The sequence below is a fragment of the Pseudomonas sp. THAF187a genome, assembly GCF_009363395.1.
Lineage (GTDB): Bacteria > Pseudomonadota > Gammaproteobacteria > Pseudomonadales > Pseudomonadaceae > Aquipseudomonas > Aquipseudomonas khazarica.
The window spans coordinates 5,125,069-5,144,078 of record NZ_CP045349.1 but is presented as its reverse complement, the minus strand read 5'-3'; the positions used below and the strand labels follow the sequence as shown (position 1 = coordinate 5,144,078).

At 67.2% G+C, this 19,010-nt stretch carries 17 protein-coding genes; 4 read left to right on the top strand and 13 right to left on the bottom strand.

The genetic code is table 11. From position 1 onward, the window contains the following. Nucleotide 1: 1 nt before the first annotated feature. The 11 genes from FIV02_RS24050 to FIV02_RS24000 all read right to left on the bottom strand — a co-directional run bounded on the left by FIV02_RS24050 (nt 2) and on the right by FIV02_RS24000 (nt 10,045). The gene (locus tag FIV02_RS24050) at nt 2-724 is read right to left on the bottom strand and encodes an amino acid ABC transporter ATP-binding protein (RefSeq protein ID WP_037054492.1); all 723 of its coding nucleotides are present in this window, start codon (nt 722-724) and stop codon (nt 2-4) included. Next, entirely contained in the window at nt 717-1,367 is a 651-nt protein-coding gene (locus FIV02_RS24045) for an amino acid ABC transporter permease (protein ID WP_037054493.1), read from the bottom strand. The genes FIV02_RS24050 and FIV02_RS24045 overlap by 8 nt, the downstream gene beginning before the upstream one ends. 13 nt (nt 1,368-1,380) lie before the next feature. Further along, complete coding sequence (locus FIV02_RS24040; RefSeq protein WP_037054495.1) at nt 1,381-2,046, bottom strand: amino acid ABC transporter permease; 666 nt, start codon at nt 2,044-2,046, stop codon at nt 1,381-1,383. Between the two features lie 3 nt (nt 2,047-2,049). Continuing rightward, nucleotides 2,050-3,825 carry an aconitase X gene (locus FIV02_RS24035; protein WP_371923222.1) on the bottom strand — a complete coding sequence of 592 codons (1,776 nt, stop codon included), beginning with the start codon at nt 3,823-3,825 and terminating at the stop codon, nt 2,050-2,052. 22 nt (nt 3,826-3,847) lie between these two features. Continuing rightward, nucleotides 3,848-4,666, bottom strand: coding sequence for a transporter substrate-binding domain-containing protein (locus tag FIV02_RS24030; RefSeq protein ID WP_037054498.1), 819 nt, complete (start codon nt 4,664-4,666; stop codon nt 3,848-3,850). 249 nt (nt 4,667-4,915) lie between these two features. Next, nucleotides 4,916-5,668 carry an AraC family transcriptional regulator gene (locus FIV02_RS24025; protein ID WP_178114236.1) on the bottom strand — a complete coding sequence of 251 codons (753 nt, stop codon included), beginning with the start codon at nt 5,666-5,668 and terminating at the stop codon, nt 4,916-4,918. Between the two features lie 70 nt (nt 5,669-5,738). After that, the gene (locus FIV02_RS24020) at nt 5,739-6,974 is read right to left on the bottom strand and encodes an FAD/NAD(P)-binding oxidoreductase (RefSeq protein WP_152489992.1); all 1,236 of its coding nucleotides are present in this window, start codon (nt 6,972-6,974) and stop codon (nt 5,739-5,741) included. After that, nucleotides 6,971-7,207 (bottom strand): (2Fe-2S)-binding protein, encoded by a 237-nt coding sequence (locus FIV02_RS24015; protein ID WP_037054509.1) that lies wholly within the window; start codon nt 7,205-7,207, stop codon nt 6,971-6,973. The genes FIV02_RS24020 and FIV02_RS24015 overlap by 4 nt, the downstream gene beginning before the upstream one ends. Then, nucleotides 7,200-8,309: an FAD-binding oxidoreductase gene (locus FIV02_RS24010; protein WP_152489991.1), complete on the bottom strand. Its 1,110-nt coding sequence runs from the start codon at nt 8,307-8,309 to the stop codon at nt 7,200-7,202. The genes FIV02_RS24015 and FIV02_RS24010 overlap by 8 nt, the downstream gene beginning before the upstream one ends. After that, a complete protein-coding gene (locus FIV02_RS24005; RefSeq protein WP_047584600.1) occupies nt 8,306-9,241 on the bottom strand; it encodes a 4-hydroxyproline epimerase in 936 nt (311 codons plus the stop codon). The genes FIV02_RS24010 and FIV02_RS24005 overlap by 4 nt, the downstream gene beginning before the upstream one ends. Nucleotides 9,242-9,373: 132 nt before the next feature. Beyond that, on the bottom strand, nt 9,374-10,045 hold the full coding sequence (locus tag FIV02_RS24000) for a GntR family transcriptional regulator (RefSeq protein WP_037054516.1): 672 nt from the start codon (nt 10,043-10,045) through the stop codon (nt 9,374-9,376). Between the two features lie 246 nt (nt 10,046-10,291). On the opposite strand from FIV02_RS24000, the gene FIV02_RS23995 reads away from it, so the two are divergent. Beyond that, complete coding sequence (locus FIV02_RS23995; RefSeq protein WP_037054519.1) at nt 10,292-10,750, top strand: (2Fe-2S)-binding protein; 459 nt, start codon at nt 10,292-10,294, stop codon at nt 10,748-10,750. A gap of 168 nt (nt 10,751-10,918) precedes the next feature. Continuing rightward, complete coding sequence (locus FIV02_RS23990; protein WP_152489990.1) at nt 10,919-13,156, top strand: xanthine dehydrogenase family protein molybdopterin-binding subunit; 2,238 nt, start codon at nt 10,919-10,921, stop codon at nt 13,154-13,156. A 152-nt stretch (nt 13,157-13,308) separates the two neighbouring features. Here the strand turns inward: FIV02_RS23990 and FIV02_RS23985 are convergent, their stop codons facing one another. Both FIV02_RS23985 and FIV02_RS23980 read right to left on the bottom strand, forming a co-directional pair. Further along, the gene (locus FIV02_RS23985) at nt 13,309-14,496 is read right to left on the bottom strand and encodes an XdhC family protein (protein ID WP_152489989.1); all 1,188 of its coding nucleotides are present in this window, start codon (nt 14,494-14,496) and stop codon (nt 13,309-13,311) included. Nucleotides 14,497-14,577: 81 nt separating this feature from the next. Then, nucleotides 14,578-15,552 carry a LysR family transcriptional regulator gene (locus tag FIV02_RS23980; protein WP_150607156.1) on the bottom strand — a complete coding sequence of 325 codons (975 nt, stop codon included), beginning with the start codon at nt 15,550-15,552 and terminating at the stop codon, nt 14,578-14,580. A 156-nt stretch (nt 15,553-15,708) separates the two neighbouring features. Between FIV02_RS23980 and FIV02_RS23975 the strand changes: the two genes are divergently transcribed. After that, nucleotides 15,709-17,124: an acetyl-CoA carboxylase biotin carboxylase subunit gene (locus FIV02_RS23975; protein WP_037054528.1), complete on the top strand. Its 1,416-nt coding sequence runs from the start codon at nt 15,709-15,711 to the stop codon at nt 17,122-17,124. Nucleotides 17,125-17,132: 8 nt separating this feature from the next. After that, entirely contained in the window at nt 17,133-18,941 is a 1,809-nt protein-coding gene (gene oadA, locus FIV02_RS23970; protein ID WP_037054531.1) for a sodium-extruding oxaloacetate decarboxylase subunit alpha, read from the top strand. Nucleotides 18,942-19,010: the final 69 nt, after the last annotated feature.

Sequence of the window (19,010 nt, the reverse complement as noted above, 5' to 3'; positions counted from 1 at the left end):
CCTAGTTGACCGACTTGAGGAAGTCGGCGGTTTCCGGGCGCTGCGGATTGCCGATCACCTGGTCGGGCGTGCCGATCTCATGCACCAGGCCGTTGCGGAAGAACGCCACGCGGTCGGAGACGTCCCGGGCGAAGCGGATCTCGTGCGTCACCAGGACCATGGTCATGCCGTCTTCGGCGAGCATGCGCATGGTGTCCAGCACCTCGCCGACCAGCTGCGGGTCGAGGGCGCTGGTGGCTTCGTCGAACAGCATGTAGTCGGGGCTCATGGCCAGTGCGCGGGCAATCGCCATGCGCTGTTGCTGGCCGCCGGAGAGCTTGCTGGGAAACACCTTGAGCTTCTCCGCCAGGCCGACGTGGGTCAGCTGCCTGACCGCCATCGCCTCGGCTTCCTCCTTGCTCAGGCCGAGCACCTTGCGCGGCGCCAGCATGACGTTCTCCAGCACCGTCAGGTGCGGGAAGGCGTTCCACTGCTGGAAGACGATGCCGATCTTCTGCCGCAGCCTGTTCAGGTCGGTGCCGGCGGCATGCACCTCGGTGCCATCGACGCGGATGCTGCCCTGCTGGATCGGCTCCAGGCCGTTGATGCACATCAGCAGGGTCGACTTGCCGGAGCCGGAGCCGCCGATGATCGACACCACCTCGCCCTTGTTCACCGTCAGGCTGACGCCCTTGATGACCTCGAGGTCGCCGAAGGATTTGTGGACGTTGTCGATCTCAATCATTTTCCTGCCACCTTTTTTCCAGCCGGGCGCCGAGTTGGGCGACGACCAGGCTCATGACGTAATAGATGATGCCGGCGATGCACAGCACCAGCAGCGGCTCCTGAATGCGCGTGACGATGGTCTGCGAGGCGCGCAGCAGCTCGACGATGCCGATCCACATGACCAGGGCGCTGTCCTTCATCACGCTCAGCACCAGGTTGAGCCAGCCGGGGAAGGCCACGCGGGTGGCGATCGGCAGCACGATGTAGCGCAGGTCCTGCAGGTAGCTCATGCCCAGCGAGCGCGAGGCGCGACGCAGGTTCGGCGGCACCGCGAGGACGCCACTGCGGACGATCTCGGTGCAGAAGGCCGCGGCGTAGACGCCGAGCACGATGCAGCCGACGGCGAAGGCGCTGATGTTCAGCCCGGCGATGCTCTTCATGGCATTGAACAGCACGAACTGGATCAGCAACGGGACGCTGCGGAACACGTCCAGCACCCAGGCCAGCGGCAGGCTGGCGCGTGGCAGGGTGGCGCGCAGCAGGCCGAAGACGACGCCGGAGAGGGTGCCGATGAGCATGGCGCCGACGGTCAGCTGCAGGGTCACCCAGGCGCCGTCGAGCATGAACATCAGGTCGGTGGAGGTCAGGCTGGTTTCGAACATGTGCAGTCCTCCCTCAGTAGCGGAACAGGCGCCAGGCCATCAGCCGTGCGACGAGCACGATGGTCTTGGCGATCAGGTAATAGAGCAGCGCCGCGAGGGCGAAGTACTCGAAGGTGCGGAAGGTCTTCACGTTGTAGTCCTGGGTCACGCCGGTGAGGTCGTTGTTCAGGCCCACGACCACGCCCAGCGAGGTCATCAGCACGGCCCAGACCATCTGGTTGGACAGCGGGTGGAAGACGATGCGCAGCAGCTGCGGCACGATGATCATGCGGTACGCCTGGAAGGCGTTCATGCCCAGCGAGCGGGCGGCCTTCATCTGGGTTTCCGGCACGGCCTTGAGGCCACCACGGAAGTTCTCCGCCAGGTAGCCGGCGTTGTTGAAGGTGATGCCGGCGAGCAGGGCGACCCAGGAGCTGACGTGCAGCCCGAAACTGCCCAGCCCGAAGTAGAGGATGTAGATCTGGAACAGCGACGGCGTGTTGCGGGCGATGGACACCCAGGTATTGGCGAAATGCCGCAACGCCGGGTTCTTCATCTGCCGCATCACGGTCAGCAACAGGGCGATGAGCGTGCCGAGAAGCATCGACAGCGCGGCGGTCTCCAGCGTGACCCAGGCGCCGGCCAGCATGTCCGGCAGGGCCTTGAACGCTGAGCGCCAGTGGAAGGAATAATCGAACATCGATCAATGGGTTCCTTGCGGTTGAGGTTGTCCCAGCCAGGCCGGGAGTTGTCCCTGGTTCTGCCCGCTGCAGGCCGCGTCGACACACGCGGCAAGGCTGCCGAAATGCACCTGGCGTCCGGCCAGCCCGGGGGCGTAGTGGGCGTACTTGCCCGAATTGGTCATCAGGTTGCGGCTGTCCGGCGGCACCACCGGCTCGCCGAGCATGCACCAGCAGGTGTCCGTCAGCAGGCGCACGCCGAAGGCCTGCAGGGTGGCGACATGGCCGCTGGCGCTGGCCTGGTCGTGCACGGCACGCCCGCAGGTCACCACCACGGCGGTATGCGGATGGCGCGTGCGCCCGGCGCAGAGTTCGGCCAGCCTGGCCAGCTCGCTGGCCGAGGCGTGCGGGTTGCCGAGGGCGACCAGGCTGACCTCGCTCGAGTCGGCGCTGTTGAGCTCGGCCCAGCTGCTGCGCAGGTCCGCCAGCGTCACCTGCAGGGTGCGCCGTGGCGCCTGGCCGGCGAGGGCGCGGGTCACGTCCGGCGCCTCCGGGGTGATGCCGGCGATATGGAACATCGGCGCTGCCGAAGTGGTGGCGAAGGCAGCGCTGAAGGCCTTGAGGTCATCGCGGCTCGGCTGGCTGTGCTCGAGGCCGGCGAGTACCGGGATGTCGACGGTGGCGAGCAGCCCGACGTGGTAGCCCAGCAGCGGCCAGAAGCTGTCGTCGGCCTCTGCGGGCGCCTCGACCTCGAGCAACAGGCGCGCCTGGCGGCCCGCGTCGAGATGGCTGCCGGTGCGCGGCGCGCGGCCGGTGAGGGCGATGCAGATGTCGAGAAAGTCCGGGTACTTGAGCGTGCGCGCGCCGATCACGCTGTTGGCGTAGGCCACCGCGTTGGATTCGGCCCAGACGATCTGCTCGCCGAATGCCGGTGCGCTGTCGAGCAGGTAGGGCGCGCAGGTGAAGCTGAGCTGCGCGCCCATCGCCATGTACACGTCGCCCAGGCGGCTGGCCGGTTCGCCGAACGCCGGATCGACGCCCAGGGCGCGCCACTGGCGCTGGTCCACCGAGATGGCATTGAGGGTGGTCGGCACGCGCACCCTGGCGCCCCAGTCCAGCAACTGCTGGGCGAAGCGCAGGCTGGCCGAGCCGGTGTAGATGCAGCCATCGATATGCGCCTGGCTGATGTCGAGCAGTGCGCTGGCGCCCTGCAGTTCGGCCATGCGCACCAGCAGCTGCATGGCGACCTGGGCGGCGCGGCCCTGTTCGCCGGCGAGCAGAGCGCGGTCGCCGGCGTTGAGTTCGAGCGTGCTCGCCTGGGTTTCGGCCGGCTCGAGCGGGCTGGCTTGCCAGCCATCGTCGGGTGCGTGGGCAAACAGCTGCAGGTTCGCCCCGTCGACGCGAGCGAAGCTGCCGTGGTGCGCGGCCAGCTGGGCGAACGCGGCATGGCCGATGCACAGCACGGGCAGCTGGATGCCGAAGATGTGTTCGGCGACCAGGGCGCCGAGGCTGAGAATTTCGTCGGGTTCGGCCAGCACCAGCGCCGCTGGCGCCGGGCCTGACAGGATCAGCTCCAGCAGGACGCTGCTGCCGGTGCAGGAGCCGCGTCCGCTGGGAATGGCCAGTACGCGCCCGGCCAGGGATTGCCCGCTCAGCGGGTGATGGCGGTCGATCACCTCGCCGTTGCTCGGGTCGACGCCGCCCCAGAAGCTCAGGCCGAGCGTGGCGTGCAGCAGTGGCCCCTGGCCTCGGCCGGCGACCAGGCAGCGGCCGTCGATAGTAGTTGCAGGCATCGTCATCATCCCCACCAGGCGCGGCCGATCAGTAGTACACGGCGGGAACGGTCAGGTTGGCCGGCTTGATCTCCTCGCCCACCCACTTTTTCCACAGCTCGTCGTAGCGGCCGTTGCGCACCTGCTGGTTGACGAACAGGTTGAGGTAGTTGAGCAGGCCGTACTCGCTGCGCTTGGCGGCCAGGGACACGTAGTCGACGACGTAGGGGGCGTCGCCCGCGACCTTCAGGCCCTTGTACTTGCCGGACTTGAGGGTGGCGGCGGCCACGGTATTGGTCACCACGGTGGCGTCGATATGGCCCTGACTCAGGGCGAGGATGGTGTCGTTCTGCGACTGGTAGGCGCGGAAGCTGCCTTCACCCCAGGCCTTCTGATCCTTTTCCAGGGCGATGGCCTCGTAGGTGCCGCTGGTGTTGCCGAGCTTCTTGCCTTTCAGGTCGGCGTAGCCGTTCACGCCGGTGTCTTCGCGGGTCAGCACGACCATCTGGAAGGCGAAGTAGGGCACGGTCATGCCAACCGTCTTGGCGCGTTCGAGGGTGTCGGAGGTGGAGGCGACGATGACGTCGGCCCGGCCGGAAACCAGCGCGGGAATGCGATCCGGGAAGGGGGTCTCGACCACTTCGGCCTCGACGCCGAGGATCTTCGCCAGGTCGCTGCAGTAGTCGACGTCGAAACCGGCCGGCTTGTTCTGCTCATCGCGGAAACCCATGGGCGGGAAGTCCAGGGTCACGGCGCAACGCAGTTTGCCTGATTCGATGATGTCGTCGAGCTTGTCGGCCTGGGCGTTGCCGATCAGCGAAGCGCTCAATGCGGCGCCGAGGGCGAGGGTGAGGGTCTTTCTGTTCATGTGCAGCCTCATGATGGGTGATGGTTGGCAGATGAATCGAGTATCAATGATTTCGTATACGATATTTGATTAGCAAGGCCTGTGCCGATTTTCACCGGCAGCCTGCTGCGAGGTGCCAGCCCTTGCCAGGCAAGGGCTGCAGAGGGGAAGGCGAGCAAGGTGACGCAGCGCGCGGCGCTGGCGAACTGTCACCGTGTTACATAACGAAGCATGACGGCGCGCGTTTGCCCCGAAGCGGAACACGCCTGCTCAGAGCTGGCGCCGGGCGTCGCGATACTGGCTGGGAGAGAGGCCGGTCAGGGCCTTGAACTGGCGGCTGAAGGCGCTGTGATCGGTGTAGCCGCAGCGCAGGGCGACCTCGGTGATCGGCAGTTCGCCCTGCAGCAGCTGGCTGGCCGAGCCGAGCCGCGCCTTGTGGATCATCTGCCGTGGCGTGAGCTGGAAGATGCGCTTGCACAGGCGCTCCAGCTGCGCCACCGAGAGCCCGGCCAGTTCGGTCAGCTCGGCCAGGCTGATCGGGCGCGCGTGGTGCTGGCGAATGTAGTCGTCCACCGCAGCCAGCTTCTGGTAGGCCGGGTGAGTGTCCTGCGCGGCCTGCAGGTCGCACGACACGCCAGCCATGCCGATCACGTTGCCGGCGACATCGTGCAGCGCCAGCTTGTGGGTCAGGCACCAGCCGGTGAGGTGTCCGGGGTACAGGTGCAGTTCGAGCTGATCCTCCAGCCGTGCGCCCGCCTGCAGGACCTGCAGGTCCTGGGCGGTGTACTGCGGGCCCAGATGCGACGGGAAGACCGCCTCGGCGGTGCGGCCGAGCAGCGCCTGCTTGTCCTTGCAGCCGCAGCGCCGGACCAGTGTCTGGTTGACCATCATGTAGCGCGCCTGCGGGTCCTTGATGAAGAACACCACGCCGGGCATTGCATCCAGCAACGGCGCGACCGCCGTAAGGCTGTCGAGCAGCGCGGGCAGGTCGGTGAGCGTGGAACGTGGTAGCAGGTCTAACATCGTGCGACTGACAGGTGGCGGCCCCTGAGCATACGGCTCGAGGGGCCGCCTGGGTAGTGCTCGAACGGCGCTATTGCAGGTGCAGCAGGGTGTCGATGCGCGCCGGGCTGAGCGGCGAGCGGGGCGCCGGCTGTGGCCAGTCGAACAGCACCTGCGCGGCGGCTGCGCAGACGCGTCCCTGGCAGGCGCCCATGCCGCAGCGGCTGGCCATCTTGGCCTGGCTCCAGCCAGCCTGGTCGCGGACGGCCGCCAGCGGCACGTCTTCGCAGCGGCAGAGCAGGGTCTCGGGCCTGGCGAGGTGCTTGACCTCGTCACGCAAGGCGAACGCTGCGTTCAACGCCTTGGCGAACCCCTGCCAGTGTTGCCGTCGTGGCCACAGGCGCCGCGCTGCGTCGTGCTCGCCGACTGCCGCATGGCCGGCGATGGCGCCTTCCACCAGGGCTTTCTCGCTGCCGCCGAAGCCGGTGCTTTCTCCGGCGGCGTAGTGATCGGCGAGGCTGGTGGCCTGCCAGTCATCCACGGCCAGTGCATTGAGTTCGATGCGGCAGCCCAGGGCCTGGCCAAGTTGCAGGTTGGCTATCAGGCCGAAGCCACATGCCAGGCGGTCACAGGCGACTTCGCGGATGCGCCCGCCGATGCTCAGGCGCACGGCTTGCAGGTGCCCGTCGCCGAGTGCTTCGACGACATGGCTGTTCGCCCTGTAGCCCAGGTGGAACAGCGTGCAGGCCTGCAGCAGCTTGCCTGGCCAGCGCGGCAGTTGCGCGGCGAAACCGGCGACGGCTGACCAGTGTGCCTGCTCGGCGATGTTCAGCACCTGCGCGCCGTTGTCCTGCGCCGTGGCGGCGCTGGCGAGCAGCAGCGGGCCGCTGCCGGCGACGACGATGCGCTCGCCGGCGACCGGCAGGCCGCCCTTGATCAGTGCCTGCAGGCCGCCCGCGCCGGTGACCCCAGGCAACGTCCAGCCGGGAAACGGCAGCAGCAGCTCCCGCGCACCGGTGCAGAGAATCAGCTTGTTGTAGTGGATGATCCAGCCGCGCGTGGGGTCTTCCAGCAACAGCGCCTTGGGGCCGGCCAGGGCGACCACGCGGGTGCAGGGCAGCCACTCGACATTCGCCAGCGCCTCCAGCTGTTGCCGGTAGGCGCGCGCCTGCGCCGGCAGGTGCGCCTGCGGGCCGTCGCGCCAGATCTGTCCGCCCGCGGCGGGATTGTCGTCGACTATGGCGATGCGCGCGCCGCTGGGGGCCGCGGCCAGAGCTGCCGCCATGCCGGCGGGGCCGGCGCCGACGATGAGCAGGTCCACCTTCATGCTCGGGTCTCCACGTGCATGCCGTCCTGGCACAGGGTCTGGCAGGCCAGGCGCCGCTGGCCATCGATGTTCACGCGACACTCCTGGCAGATGCCCATGCCGCACAGCGGGGCGCGGCGCTCGCCACTGACCGAGGTGCGGCTGCTGCCGTCACCACCGAGCGCGAGCGCGGCGGCGACCGTGGTGCCGGGGGCCACCCGCAGTGGGCTGCCGTCGAGAGTCAGTTCAGGCATGCGCGCGTACTCCTGGGAAGCGTTGTGGCAGGTAGGCATCCACCTGCAAGGGGGCGGGTTCGCCGAGCAACTGGGCGATCAGCAGGTCGGCGCTGCCCGGTGCAGTGGTCACGCCCAACCCTTCATGGCCGACGGCCAGCCACAGGCCCTGGCGTTGCGGGTGCGCGCCGAGCAGCGGCAGGCCGTCCGGGCTGGCGGCGCGGAAGCCGGTCCAGGCGCGGATGGCGTTGAGCCGGGCCAGCCCCGGCACGTAATCGACGGCGCGCTGCAGCATCTTCGCCAGCATCCATGGTTCGACGGTGGGGTCGCTGGTGTTGAACTGCCGCGATGCGCCGATGAACAGCTGTCCGGTCGGGCGCGGCTGGACATTGGCGGCGGTCGAAGGGCCGCTGGCGTTGTGCGCGCTGGTGACGTAGCCCAGCTCCACCAGGGTGTGGCTGATGTGGCCGGGGTAGCGGTCGGTGATCAGCAGGTGGCCCTTCTTCGGCTCGATCGGCAGCTCCGGGCAGAGGGTGCTGGCGTGGGTGCCGCCGGCGAGAATCAGCGCCTGGGCGCTGAGCCAGCTGCCGTTCTCCAGGCGCACGCGCTGGCCGTCCACCTCGACGACGTGCGCCAGGCGTTGTTCGATCAGCGGGTGGTCGAGCAGCCAGCGCGCGACATTGGGTGCATAGAGGATGCCGTCACCGATCACGCGCAGACCGCCGTGCAGGCCGTCGCGCAGCTCCGGTTCGGCCCGTTGCAGGGCCGTGGCGCCGAGCAGCTCGCAGTCCAGCCCGTGATCGCGCAGCACCTGATACTTGGCCTCGGCCACGGCCATTTCCTCGGCATTGGCGGCTAGCCACAGGGTGCCGTTCTGCCGGTAGGCGCAGTCCTCCGGCATGTCCCGCGACCAGTCGCGCCAGCGTTGCACCGAGTATTGGCTGAGGGCCAGCTCGGCCGGGTTGTCGTCGAGCACGATCAGGTGGCCCATGCCGGCAGCGGTGGCGGCGCGCAGGCCGGCATCCAGCACCAGCACGCGGTGCCCGCGCCGGGCCAGTTCGTGGGCGCAGGTGGCGCCGACGATGCCGGCGCCGATGACGATGAAGTCGGCGCCGTCGCTCACAGCACGATGCCCCAGGCGAAGGGGTCGTCGTCCTCGATCAGCAGGGTGGCCTCGGCACTGACGTTGGCCCGGCCGCGAATGGTCGGGATGATGCGGCCGCCGTCGGCGGTCTCGTAGCGGCCTTCGAACTGGCTGCCGATCACGCTGGCCTGGCGCCAGGTCATGCCGGGTTGCAGCTTGCCGTCGGCGGCGAGGCAGGCCAGCTTGGCGCTGGTGCCGGTGCCGCAGGGCGAGCGGTCGTAGGCTTTGCCGGGGCAGAGCACGAAGTTGCGGCTGTCGGCTTCGGCGTCATCGGCGAACAGCTCGATGTGGTCGATCAGGCCGCCGTCCTCACCGCGAATGCCCTGGTCTTCCAGCGCCTGCTGCACGGCCGCGCTGTAGCGGGTCAGGGCCTCGAGGTTGTCGCCCGCCACGCGCAGGCCGTGGTCGCTGATCAGGAAGAACCAGTTGCCGCCCCAGGCGATGTCGCCGGTGACGTCACCCTGTCCGGGCACGCCCAGGGTGACCGCCTTGCGGTAGCGGTAAGCCGGCACGTTGCGCACGCTGACCGAGCGATCCTCATGCAGGGTCGCCTCGACGGTGCCGACAGGCGTCTCGATCTTGTGCACGCCGGGCCCGATCCGCCCCAGGTGGGCCAGGGAGGCCACCAGGCCGATGGTGCCGTGCCCGCACATGCCGAGGTAGCCGGTGTTGTTGAAGAAGATGACACCGGCACAGGCCTGGGGATCGACCGGGGTACACAGCAGGGCGCCCACCAGGACGTCGCTACCGCGTGGCTCCAGCACGCTGGTCGCACGCCACTGGTCGTGCTGGCTGGCCAGGCGTTGCCGGCGCTCGGCCATGCTGCCGCTGCCCAGGTCAGGAAAACCGCTGATGATCAGGCGGGTCGGTTCACCGCCGGTGTGGGAATCGATTACCTCGATACGTTTCATGTGGCCATGCCTGCAGTCGTGTTGAGTGACTACAGGGTGACGCGAGGCGCAGCGTCAGGCTTGAGGGATTTGCCTGGGGCGAATGACGAAATCAGCACAGCCTCGGGGCGACTGAATAGGCCGGGGCGGGCCTCAGCGGTGACCTGGCAAATGCGCGAAGAGGCTGCTGCAGACACCGGTGATGTGTTCCTCGAGCAGCGCCACCGCATGCTCCGTGTCGCGGCTGCGGCAGGCGTCGATGATCGCGCGGTGCTCGTGGTCGGCGCGGTCCTTGCCCTCCGACAGGCTCATCTGCATGCGCAGGTAGCGCTCCAGCTTGTCGTGGATCGAGCGGATCAGGCTGACCAGGAAAGGCCGCTGCGCCGGCTCGTACAGGCAGGCATGCAGCTTCCAGTTGAGTTCGGCCCAGCGCCCCACGTTTTCCTCGCCGACGAACTCCTCGCAGATGCGCTCGGCGCGGGCGAAGGTCTCCTCGGTCATGTTTGGAATGGCCAGGCGCAACACCTTGTTCTCGAGCAGGATGCGCACCTCGAACATCTGCGCCAGTTCCGGCTCGGAGATCCGTGTCACCACGGCGCCCTTGTTGCGCTGGAACAGGACCAGGCCCTCGGCCTCCAGGCGCTTGAGCGCCTCGCGCACGGGAATCTTGCTGACGTTGAACAGCTGCGCCACGTCGTCCTGGCGAATCGGCTCGCCTTCGGCGATATCGCCCGCGACGATGGCGTCACGCAGGTGCGTGGTGATGACCTCCGATGCCGTTGGCGTGAGGCCGAGGTTGGGGGCGTTGACACGGGCAAGGGGCAAGGGGCGGTACTCTCTTCAGCTATAGCGGATACTTTATACGAAATTTCTCGAGCGGATCGTAGGGGTATTTCGCAGCTTGCCCGATTCTACGGACTTGTTGCCCGGTTCTGCCGATCTCGTTGGCGGGCAACGACACCGTGCTGTTCGCCCACTACAGTGATGGCCTGGCTCCCTGTGGGCCTGACCGTGAACGCCGGCGAGCCTGGCGAGACTATTCAGACACCATCAAGTCAAGGTGGGCAGACCATGATTACCCTGAATCTCAATGGCAAGGACCATGAGCTGGACGTGGCCGACGACATGCCGCTGCTCTGGGCCCTGCGTGACGTCGCCAATCTCACCGGCACCAAGTATGGCTGCGGCATGGCGCTGTGCGGTGCCTGCACGGTGAACGTCGAGGGACAGCCGACCCGCTCCTGCGTCACCCCGGTATCGGCGGTGGTCGGCAAGCGCATCAGCACCATCGAAGCGGTCGCCGAGGACAGCGTCGGCAAGGTCGTGCAGGAGGCTTGGCGTGAGCTCGACGTGGTGCAGTGCGGCTACTGCCAGTCTGGCCAGATCATGGCGGCCACGGCACTGCTCAGCAGCAACAAGGCGCCGAGCGATGCCGATATCGACGCGGCCATGAGCGGTAACATCTGCCGTTGCGCCACCTATGTGCGGATTCGTGCGGCCATCCATCAAGCCGCCGAGCAACTGGCCTAAGACCTCTCCAGGGTCTGCTGCGCGTCGCGCGTGCGGGGCTTAGAACCGATTCGGAATGCATGCAGCACATCAACGCATGTGCGAGCCCAGTCCGTCGTCGATCGGTTGTTGCCTTGCCCGCCTCTGGCTCGCGAGACCCTGAACAGGTTTTCTTCGGAGAACTGAATCATGGGCAAGATCGAAACCCCCGATAGCGCCGCTCGCGGCATCCTCAACGTCAGCCGTCGCTCGTTGCTCAAGGGCACGGGCGGGCTGGCGCTGGGCATCTTCTTCGCGCCGCTGATCCGCGGCATGGATGCACTGGCCGCAGGTGGCCCGCTGGAGCCGAACGCCTTCGTGCGGATCGACCTGGATGGCAGCGTGACCGTGCTGGCCAAACACCTGGAGATGGGCCAGGGCAGCTACACCGGCCTGGCCACGTTGCTGGCCGAAGAGCTGGACGCCGATTGGGAAGCGGTGCGCGTCGAAGGCGCGCCGGCCGATGTGAAACGCTACAACAACCTCGCCTTCGGCCCGATGCAGGGCACGGGCGGCAGTACCGCCATGGCCAACTCCTGGGAGCAGATGCGCAACGCCGGGGCCACGGCCAAGGCCATGCTGGTGGCTGCGGCGGCGCAGCGCTGGGCAGTGCCGGCCAGTGAAATCAGCGTCAGCAAGGGGGTGGTCAGTCACCCCGGCTCGGGGCGCAGTGCCGGTTTCGGCGAGCTGGTCGAAGCGGCTGCGGCGTTGCCGGTGCCCGAGCAGGTGCAGCTCAAGCAGCCGCAGGACTTCAAGCTGATCGGCAAGGTCGAGCTGCGCCGCAAGGACAGCCCGGGCAAGACCGACGGCAGTGCCGTGTTCACCCAGGACTTCAAACTGCCGGGCATGCTGGTGGCGATGGTCGCCTATCCGCCGCGTTTCGGTGGCGTGCCGCGTTCCGTCGACAGCAGCAAGGCCAAGGCCGTGCGCGACGTTGTCGGTGTGGTGGAGTTTCGCGACCTGCCGCACGGCCGTGCCGGCGTCGCCGTGCTGGCGAAGAACACCTGGGCCGCGCGCCAGGGGCGTGATGCCCTGGTGATCGACTGGGACGAGAGCCAGGCGTTCACCCTCGGCAGCGAGGAAATCCTCGCCCAGTACCGCGAGAGTGCCGGCAAGCCCGGCCTGCCGGCGGCCGCCCGTGGCGACGCCGATGCGGCGCTGGCCAAGGCGGCGAAAACCGTCGAGGCCGACTACGAGTTCCCGTACCTGGCGCATGCGGCGATGGAGCCGATGAACTGCCTGGTGAAGCTCTCCGCCGATCGCTGCGAGATCTGGAACGGCGAGCAGTTCCAGACCGTCGACCAGGCGATCATCAGCGGCTACCTGGGCTTCAAGCCGGAACAGGTGTCGCTGACCCAGCTGTATGCCGGCGGCAGTTTCGGGCGCCGTGCCAGCTCGCGTTCGGATTACCTGCTGGAGGCCGTGGCGATCACCAAGGCCGCGCGCGACAAGGGCGTGGACGCACCGGTGAAGATGGTCTGGGCGCGTGAGGACGATACCCGTGGCGGCTTCTTCCGCCCGATGTACCTGCACCGTGCGCGCATCGGCCTGGATGAGGCCGGCAAGCTGCAGGCCTGGCACAACCGCATCGTCGGCCAGTCGATCATCGCCGGCACCTCGATGGAGCCGTTCCTGGTCAAGGAGGGCGTCGACCATACCTCGGTCGAAGGTGTCTCCAACCTGTCCTATGCGGTGCCCAACCTCAAGGTGGAGCTGAGTACGCCGAGCAACATCAGGGTGCCGGTGCTGTGGTGGCGCTCGGTCGGGCATACCCATACCGGCTATGTGGCCGAGACCATGATCGACGAAGCCGCGGTGGCGGCCGGCCAGGACCCCTATGCCTTCCGCCATGCGCTGCTGGAAAACCACCCGCGTCACCGTGGCGCGCTGGAGCTGGCGGCCAGGCAGGCGGGCTGGGACAAGCCGCTGGCCGCCGGTGCGGCGGGCGAGAAGCGTGGACGTGGTATCGCCGTGCATGAGTCGTTCGGCTCGTTCGTGGCGCAGGTCGCCGAGGTGACGGTGAAGGCCGACGGCAGCTATCGCCTGGATCGCGTGGTGTGTGCGGTGGACTGCGGTATCGCCATCAACCCGGACGTGATCAAGGCGCAGATGGAGGGTGGGATCGGCTTCGCCCTGGCGGCGGCCCGGCACAGTGCGATCACCCTGAAGGATGGGCGGGTCGAGCAGTCGAACTTCCATGACTTCCAGGTGCTGCGCATGAACGAGATGCCCAGGGTCGACGTGCATATCGTGCCCTCTGCGCAGAACCCGACCGGTGTCGGCGAGCCCGGCGTGCCGCCCCTGGCGCCGGCGCTGGCCAACGCACTGTTCGCGGCCACTGGCGTACGCCTGCGCAAGCTGCCGTTCCCGGCGCAGATCAAGGCCTGACCGAGAGCAGGCGCTGAACACAAGACGCCCGGGCAGGATGCCCGGGCGTTTTTGTGTGTGGGTGTTTGCGTGGCGGATTCGTGAGTGGCTGATCGCGGCTGAAGCCGCTCCTACAGGGAGCGGGGTAGCCCGGATGCAATCCGGGGCCGCGTTCAGGAGGCGGTCAGGCGGGTGGTCGTTGCAATGTCGCTCGACTCCAGTGGGGTCTGCGCATGGATCGACGCCTGGCGGTGCTTGAGCATGCCTCCGCTGCGCTCGTTCAGCGCGGCGGTCATCTCGGCCAGGATCGAGGTGGCCACGCTTTCCGGTGTGTCGCCACCGATATCCAGACCGATGGGGTAGTGCAGGCGGTCCAGCGCGGGCAGTTGTGCGGCGTACTGGCGAATTTCCCCCAGCAGGCGCTCGGTGCGCTCGCGTGGGCCCAGTTGGCCGACGTAGAGGGGCGAGCCCTGCAGCACGCTGCCCAGCCAGTGACGGTCCTGGCTGTAGCTGTGGCTCATGATCGCCACCAGCGCGCCGTCGGTCAGCCGGGTCAGGTCGCAGGGCGCTTTCACGTCCACCTGGCGCACGACGTCGGCATCGGGGAAGCGCTCGGCGCGGGCGAAATGCGCGCGCCCGTCGATCACGCTGACATGCCAGTCCAGCAACTTGGCCATGTGGCTCAGCGGCTGCGCATCATGCCCGGCGCCGAAGATCACCAGGCGGCGTTGCGGCGGCAGGTACTCGCAGAACACTTCGATCTCGCCGCGCGCGCCCTGGTAGGTCCGCAGCGAGGAGCGGCCCAGGGCCAGGGTCTCGGCCAGGTCGGCGCGGAGCGCATCGTCGAGGCCGGGCTCGGGCAGGCGTCCGCTGCTGGCCTGCGCGGGGTGCAGCGCGAGGCGATCGCCGACACGCACGCGGGCGTGACGATAGCTGGAGATCACCGTGCCCAGCGCGCCGGGCTGGCCGCTTTCGCGCACCTGGCGCAACAGGTCGAGCACGCCCAGGGGCTTCTCCGCGCTGTGCCGTTCGAGCAGCACGTGCACGGTGCCATTGCAGCCCAGGCCGAAGGTCAGCGCGGCGTCCTGGTCATCATCGTCATCCTGGGTCGCGGTGCTGTAGCGACGGATCACCGCCTCGCCGCTGTCGGTCAGCCACCAGGCCTTCTTCGCCACTTCGGATTCCAGGCAGCCACCGCTGATGGTGCCCACGGTACCGCCGTAGAGCGGGATCAGCATGCGCGCGCCGGGGCGTCGGTAGGCCGAGCCTTCCACCTTGACCACGGTGGCGAGCACGGCCTGGCCGTTATCGCGTTCGACGCTGCCGATGGCGTCGAGCAGGGCACTGATTCCCGACAGCATAGGTTTCTCCCAGACAAGAACGGGGCAGCGACAGGCGGCGACCCTCAGACTGCCAATGTTCCGTATGCCAGTTAAGGAGAGTTAGGCCGATCCTGCGAGATTCTTGCCCGATCCTGCGTGGCTGCCTTCGAAACGCTCGGCCAGCCTGACGATATGCGCACGCTCGGTGCGGATGAAGTCGACGAAGGCCTGGGCCACGGGGGACAGGCGTCGCCCGCGGATGTTCACCACGCACCAGCTGCGCTGCAGCGGCAGCTCGGCCACCGGCAGTTCGCGCAGCAAGCCGTGCTGCAGCTCCAGGCGCACGGCGTGGCGTGGCAGCAGGGCGATACCGAGGCCGGCCAGCACCGCTTCACGCTGCGATTCCAGCGAGCCGATCTCCAGGGTATTGGGGAAGTGCGCGCGCTTCTGGTGGCAGTACTCCTCGCAGGCGCGCCGGGTGCCCGAGCCGCTCTCGCGGATCAGCAGGGGATAGGGGGTCAGGTCCTGCAGTTGCAGGTTGTCCGCCTGGCACAGCGGATGGTCCGGCGCCGCCACGGCGATGATCGGGTTGTTGAGGAAGGGCATGAAGTCCAGCGCCATGTCCTGCGGCACCTGGCTCATGATCATCAGGTCGTCGCGGCTCTGGGTCAGGCGGCGTACCACCAGGCTGTGGTTGACCACGGTCAGGTTCAGGCTGACTTCCGGGTAACTGCGGCGAAAGTCGGCGAAAAGGTGCGGAATGAAATACTTGGCGCTGGATTCCACGCACAGGTTCAGTTGCCCCTGCAGTGAGCCCTGCAGGTCCGACAGCTGCATGTCCAGGCTTTCCAGGCGACCGAAGATGTCGCTGCTGGCGCGGCGCAGGGCTTCGGCGGCTTCGGTCAGGTAGAGCTTCTTGCCGAGGTACTCGAACAGCGGCTGGCCGACCAGCTCTTCCAGCTGGCGGATCTGCAGGCTGACGGCGGGCTGGGTCAGGGCCATCTCCTCGGCGGCGCGGCTGTAGGAGCCGTGCTCGCACACGGCACGGAAGACCTGGAGCTGGCGCAGGGTCATGCGCAGCAGGGTTTTACGCACGGTCGTTTCCTCGTTCGCAAAGATGAATAAGTAATTACTTATGCCTGATCAAATAATTATTCATTTTGGTTAATCCGTATAGCCGGATAGGGTTTGTCCAACTTTGCAACCAACTGTTGCAGCGGCCCTTGCAGCTCTGCGCTGAGGATTCGAACCGTGATCAAGAAGATCCTGATCGCCAACCGTGGTGAAATCGCCGTCCGCATCGTGCGGGCCTGTGCCGAGATGGGCATTCGCTCGGTGGCCATCTATTCGGATGCGGACCGTCACGCGCTGCACGTCAAGCGTGCCGACGAGGCGCACAGCATCGGCGAGGACCCGCTGGCCGGCTACCTGAACCCGCGCAAGCTGGTGAACCTGGCGGTGGAGACCGGTTGCGACGCCTTGCATCCGGGCTACGGCTTCCTGTCCGAGAATGCCGAACTGGCGGAGATCTGCGCCGAACGCGGGATCAAGTTCATAGGCCCGAGCGCCGAAGTCATCCGCCGCATGGGCGACAAGACCGAAGCGCGCCGCAGCATGATCGCCGCCGGCGTACCCTGCACCCCCGGCACCGAAGGCAATGTCGCCGACCTGGCCGAGGCCCTGCGTGAGGCCGAGCGCATCGGCTACCCGGTGATGCTCAAGGCCACCTCCGGTGGTGGTGGGCGCGGCATTCGTCGCTGCAACAGCCGCGAGGACCTGGAGCAGGCCTACCCGCGGGTGATCTCCGAGGCGACCAAGGCCTTCGGCAGCGCAGAGGTGTTCCTGGAAAAGTGCATCGTCAATCCGAAGCACATCGAAGCGCAGATCCTCGCCGACAGCTTTGGCAACACCGTGCACCTGTACGAGCGCGACTGCTCGATCCAGCGCCGCAACCAGAAACTCATCGAGATCGCCCCCAGCCCGCAGCTCACCCCTGAGCAGCGCGCCTACATCGGCGACCTGGCCGTGCGCGCCGCCCAGGCCGTGGGCTACGAGAACGCCGGCACCGTGGAGTTCCTGCTCGCCGAGGGCGAGGTGTACTTCATGGAAATGAACACCCGGGTGCAGGTGGAGCACACCATCACCGAGGAAATCACCGGCATCGACATCGTCCGCGAGCAGATCCGCATCGCTTCGGGCCTGGCCCTGTCGATCAAGCAGGAAGACATCATCCACCGCGGTTATGCCCTGCAGTTCCGCATCAACGCCGAGGACCCGAAGAACAACTTCCTGCCCTCGTTCGGCAAGATCACCCGCTACTACGCCCCCGGCGGGCCCGGCGTGCGTACCGACACGGCGATCTACACCGGCTACACCATTCCGCCCTATTACGACTCGATGTGCCTGAAGCTGATCGTCTGGGCGCTGACCTGGGAAGAGGCGATGGACCGTGGCCTGCGCGCGCTGGACGACATGCGCGTGCAAGGCGTGCGCACCACCGCGCCCTATTACCAGGAAATCCTGCGTAACCCGGAATTCCGCAGCGGCCAGTTCAACACCAGCTTCGTCGAAAGCCATCCGGAACTGACCCAGTACTCGATCAAGCGCAATCCGTCGCACCTGGCCATCGCCATCGCCACCGCCATCGCTGCCCACGCGGGCCTGTAGGGGACATCATGAGCAAGAAGATCACCGTTACCGATACCGTCCTGCGCGATGCCCACCAGTCGCTGCTGGCCACGCGGATGCGCACCGAAGACATGCTGCCGATCTGCGACAAGCTCGACCGCGTGGGCTACTGGTCGCTGGAAGTCTGGGGCGGCGCCACGTTCGACTCGTGCGTGCGCTTCCTCAAGGAAGATCCGTGGGAGCGTCTGCGTCAGCTCAAGGCCGCGCTGCCCAATACCCGCCTGCAGATGCTCCTGCGCGGGCAGAACCTGCTCGGCTACCGGCATTACAGCGATGACGTGGTCAAGGCCTTCGTCGCCAAGGCGGCGGTCAACGGCATCGACGTGTTCCGCATCTTCGACGCGATGAACGACGTGCGTAACCTGCGCGTCGCCATCGAGGCGGTCAAGGCCGCCGGCAAGCATGCCCAGGGCACCATCGCCTACACCACCAGCCCGGTGCACACCACCGACGCCTTCGTCGCCCAGGCCAAGGCCATGCAGGCGATGGGCATCGACTCCATCGCCATCAAGGACATGGCCGGCCTGCTCACGCCGTACGCCACCTTCGAGCTGGTCAAGGCGCTGAAGAGCGAAGTCGACCTGCCGGTGTTCATCCACAGCCATGACACGGCCGGCCTCGGCGCGATGTGCCAGCTCAAGGCCATCGAAGCCGGCGCCGACCATATCGACACCGCCATCTCCAGCCTGGCCTGGGGCACCAGCCATCCGGGTACCGAGTCGATGGTCGCCGCGCTCAAGGGCAGCGAGTTCGACACCGGCCTGGACCTGGAGCTGATCCAGGAGATCGGCATGTACTTCCATGCCGTGCGCAAGAAGTACCACCAGTTCGAGAGCGAGTTCACCGGCGTGGACACCCGCGTGCAGGTCAACCAGGTGCCGGGCGGGATGATTTCCAACCTGGCCAACCAGCTCAAGGAGCAGGGCGCGCTGAACCGCATGAACGAAGTGCTGGACGAGATTCCGCGCGTGCGTGCCGACCTCGGCTTCCCGCCGCTGGTCACGCCCACTTCGCAGATCGTCGGTACCCAGGCGTTCTTCAACGTGCTGGCTGGCGAGCGCTACAAGACCATCACCAACGAGGTGAAACTGTATCTGCAGGGCCGCTACGGCAAGGCCCCGGGCAAGGTCGACGAGCAGCTGCGCAAGCAGGCCATCGGCAGCGAGGAAGTGATCGACGTGCGTCCGGCCGACCTGCTCAAACCCGAGCTGGCGCGCCTGCGTGAAGAGATCGGCAGCCTGGCCAAGTCCGAAGAGGACGTGCTGACCTTCGCCATGTTCCCCGATATCGGGCGCAAGTTCCTCGAAGAGCGCGAGGCCGGCACCCTCAAGCCCGAAGAACTGCTGCCCATGCCCAGTGGCCAGGGCGCGGCGCCGGTCGGCGGCGAAGGCGTGCCGACCGAGTTCGTGGTCGACGTGCACGGCGAGAGCTACCGCGTGGACATCACCGGGGTCGGCGTCAAGGGCGACGGCAAGCGTCACTTCTACCTGTCCATCGACGGCATGCCGGAAGAAGTGGTGTTCGAGCCGCTCAACGAATTCGTCGCCGGCAGTGGCGGCAAGCGCAAGCAGGCCGGCGCCCCGGGCGACGTGTCCACCACCATGCCGGGCAACATCGTCGATGTGCTGGTCAAGGAAGGTGACACGGTCAAGGCCGGTCAGGCGGTGCTGATCACCGAAGCGATGAAGATGGAAACCGAAGTGCAGGCGCCGATTGCCGGCAAGGTCAAGGCCGTTCACGTGGCCAAGGGCGACCGCGTCAATCCGGGCGAAGTGCTGGTGGAAATCGAAGGTTAACCTCAGGAGCCCGGCCTGTTGGATGGGCAAGTTTGACGGGGCGTAACCCGGGCTCCTTTTTTATTCACG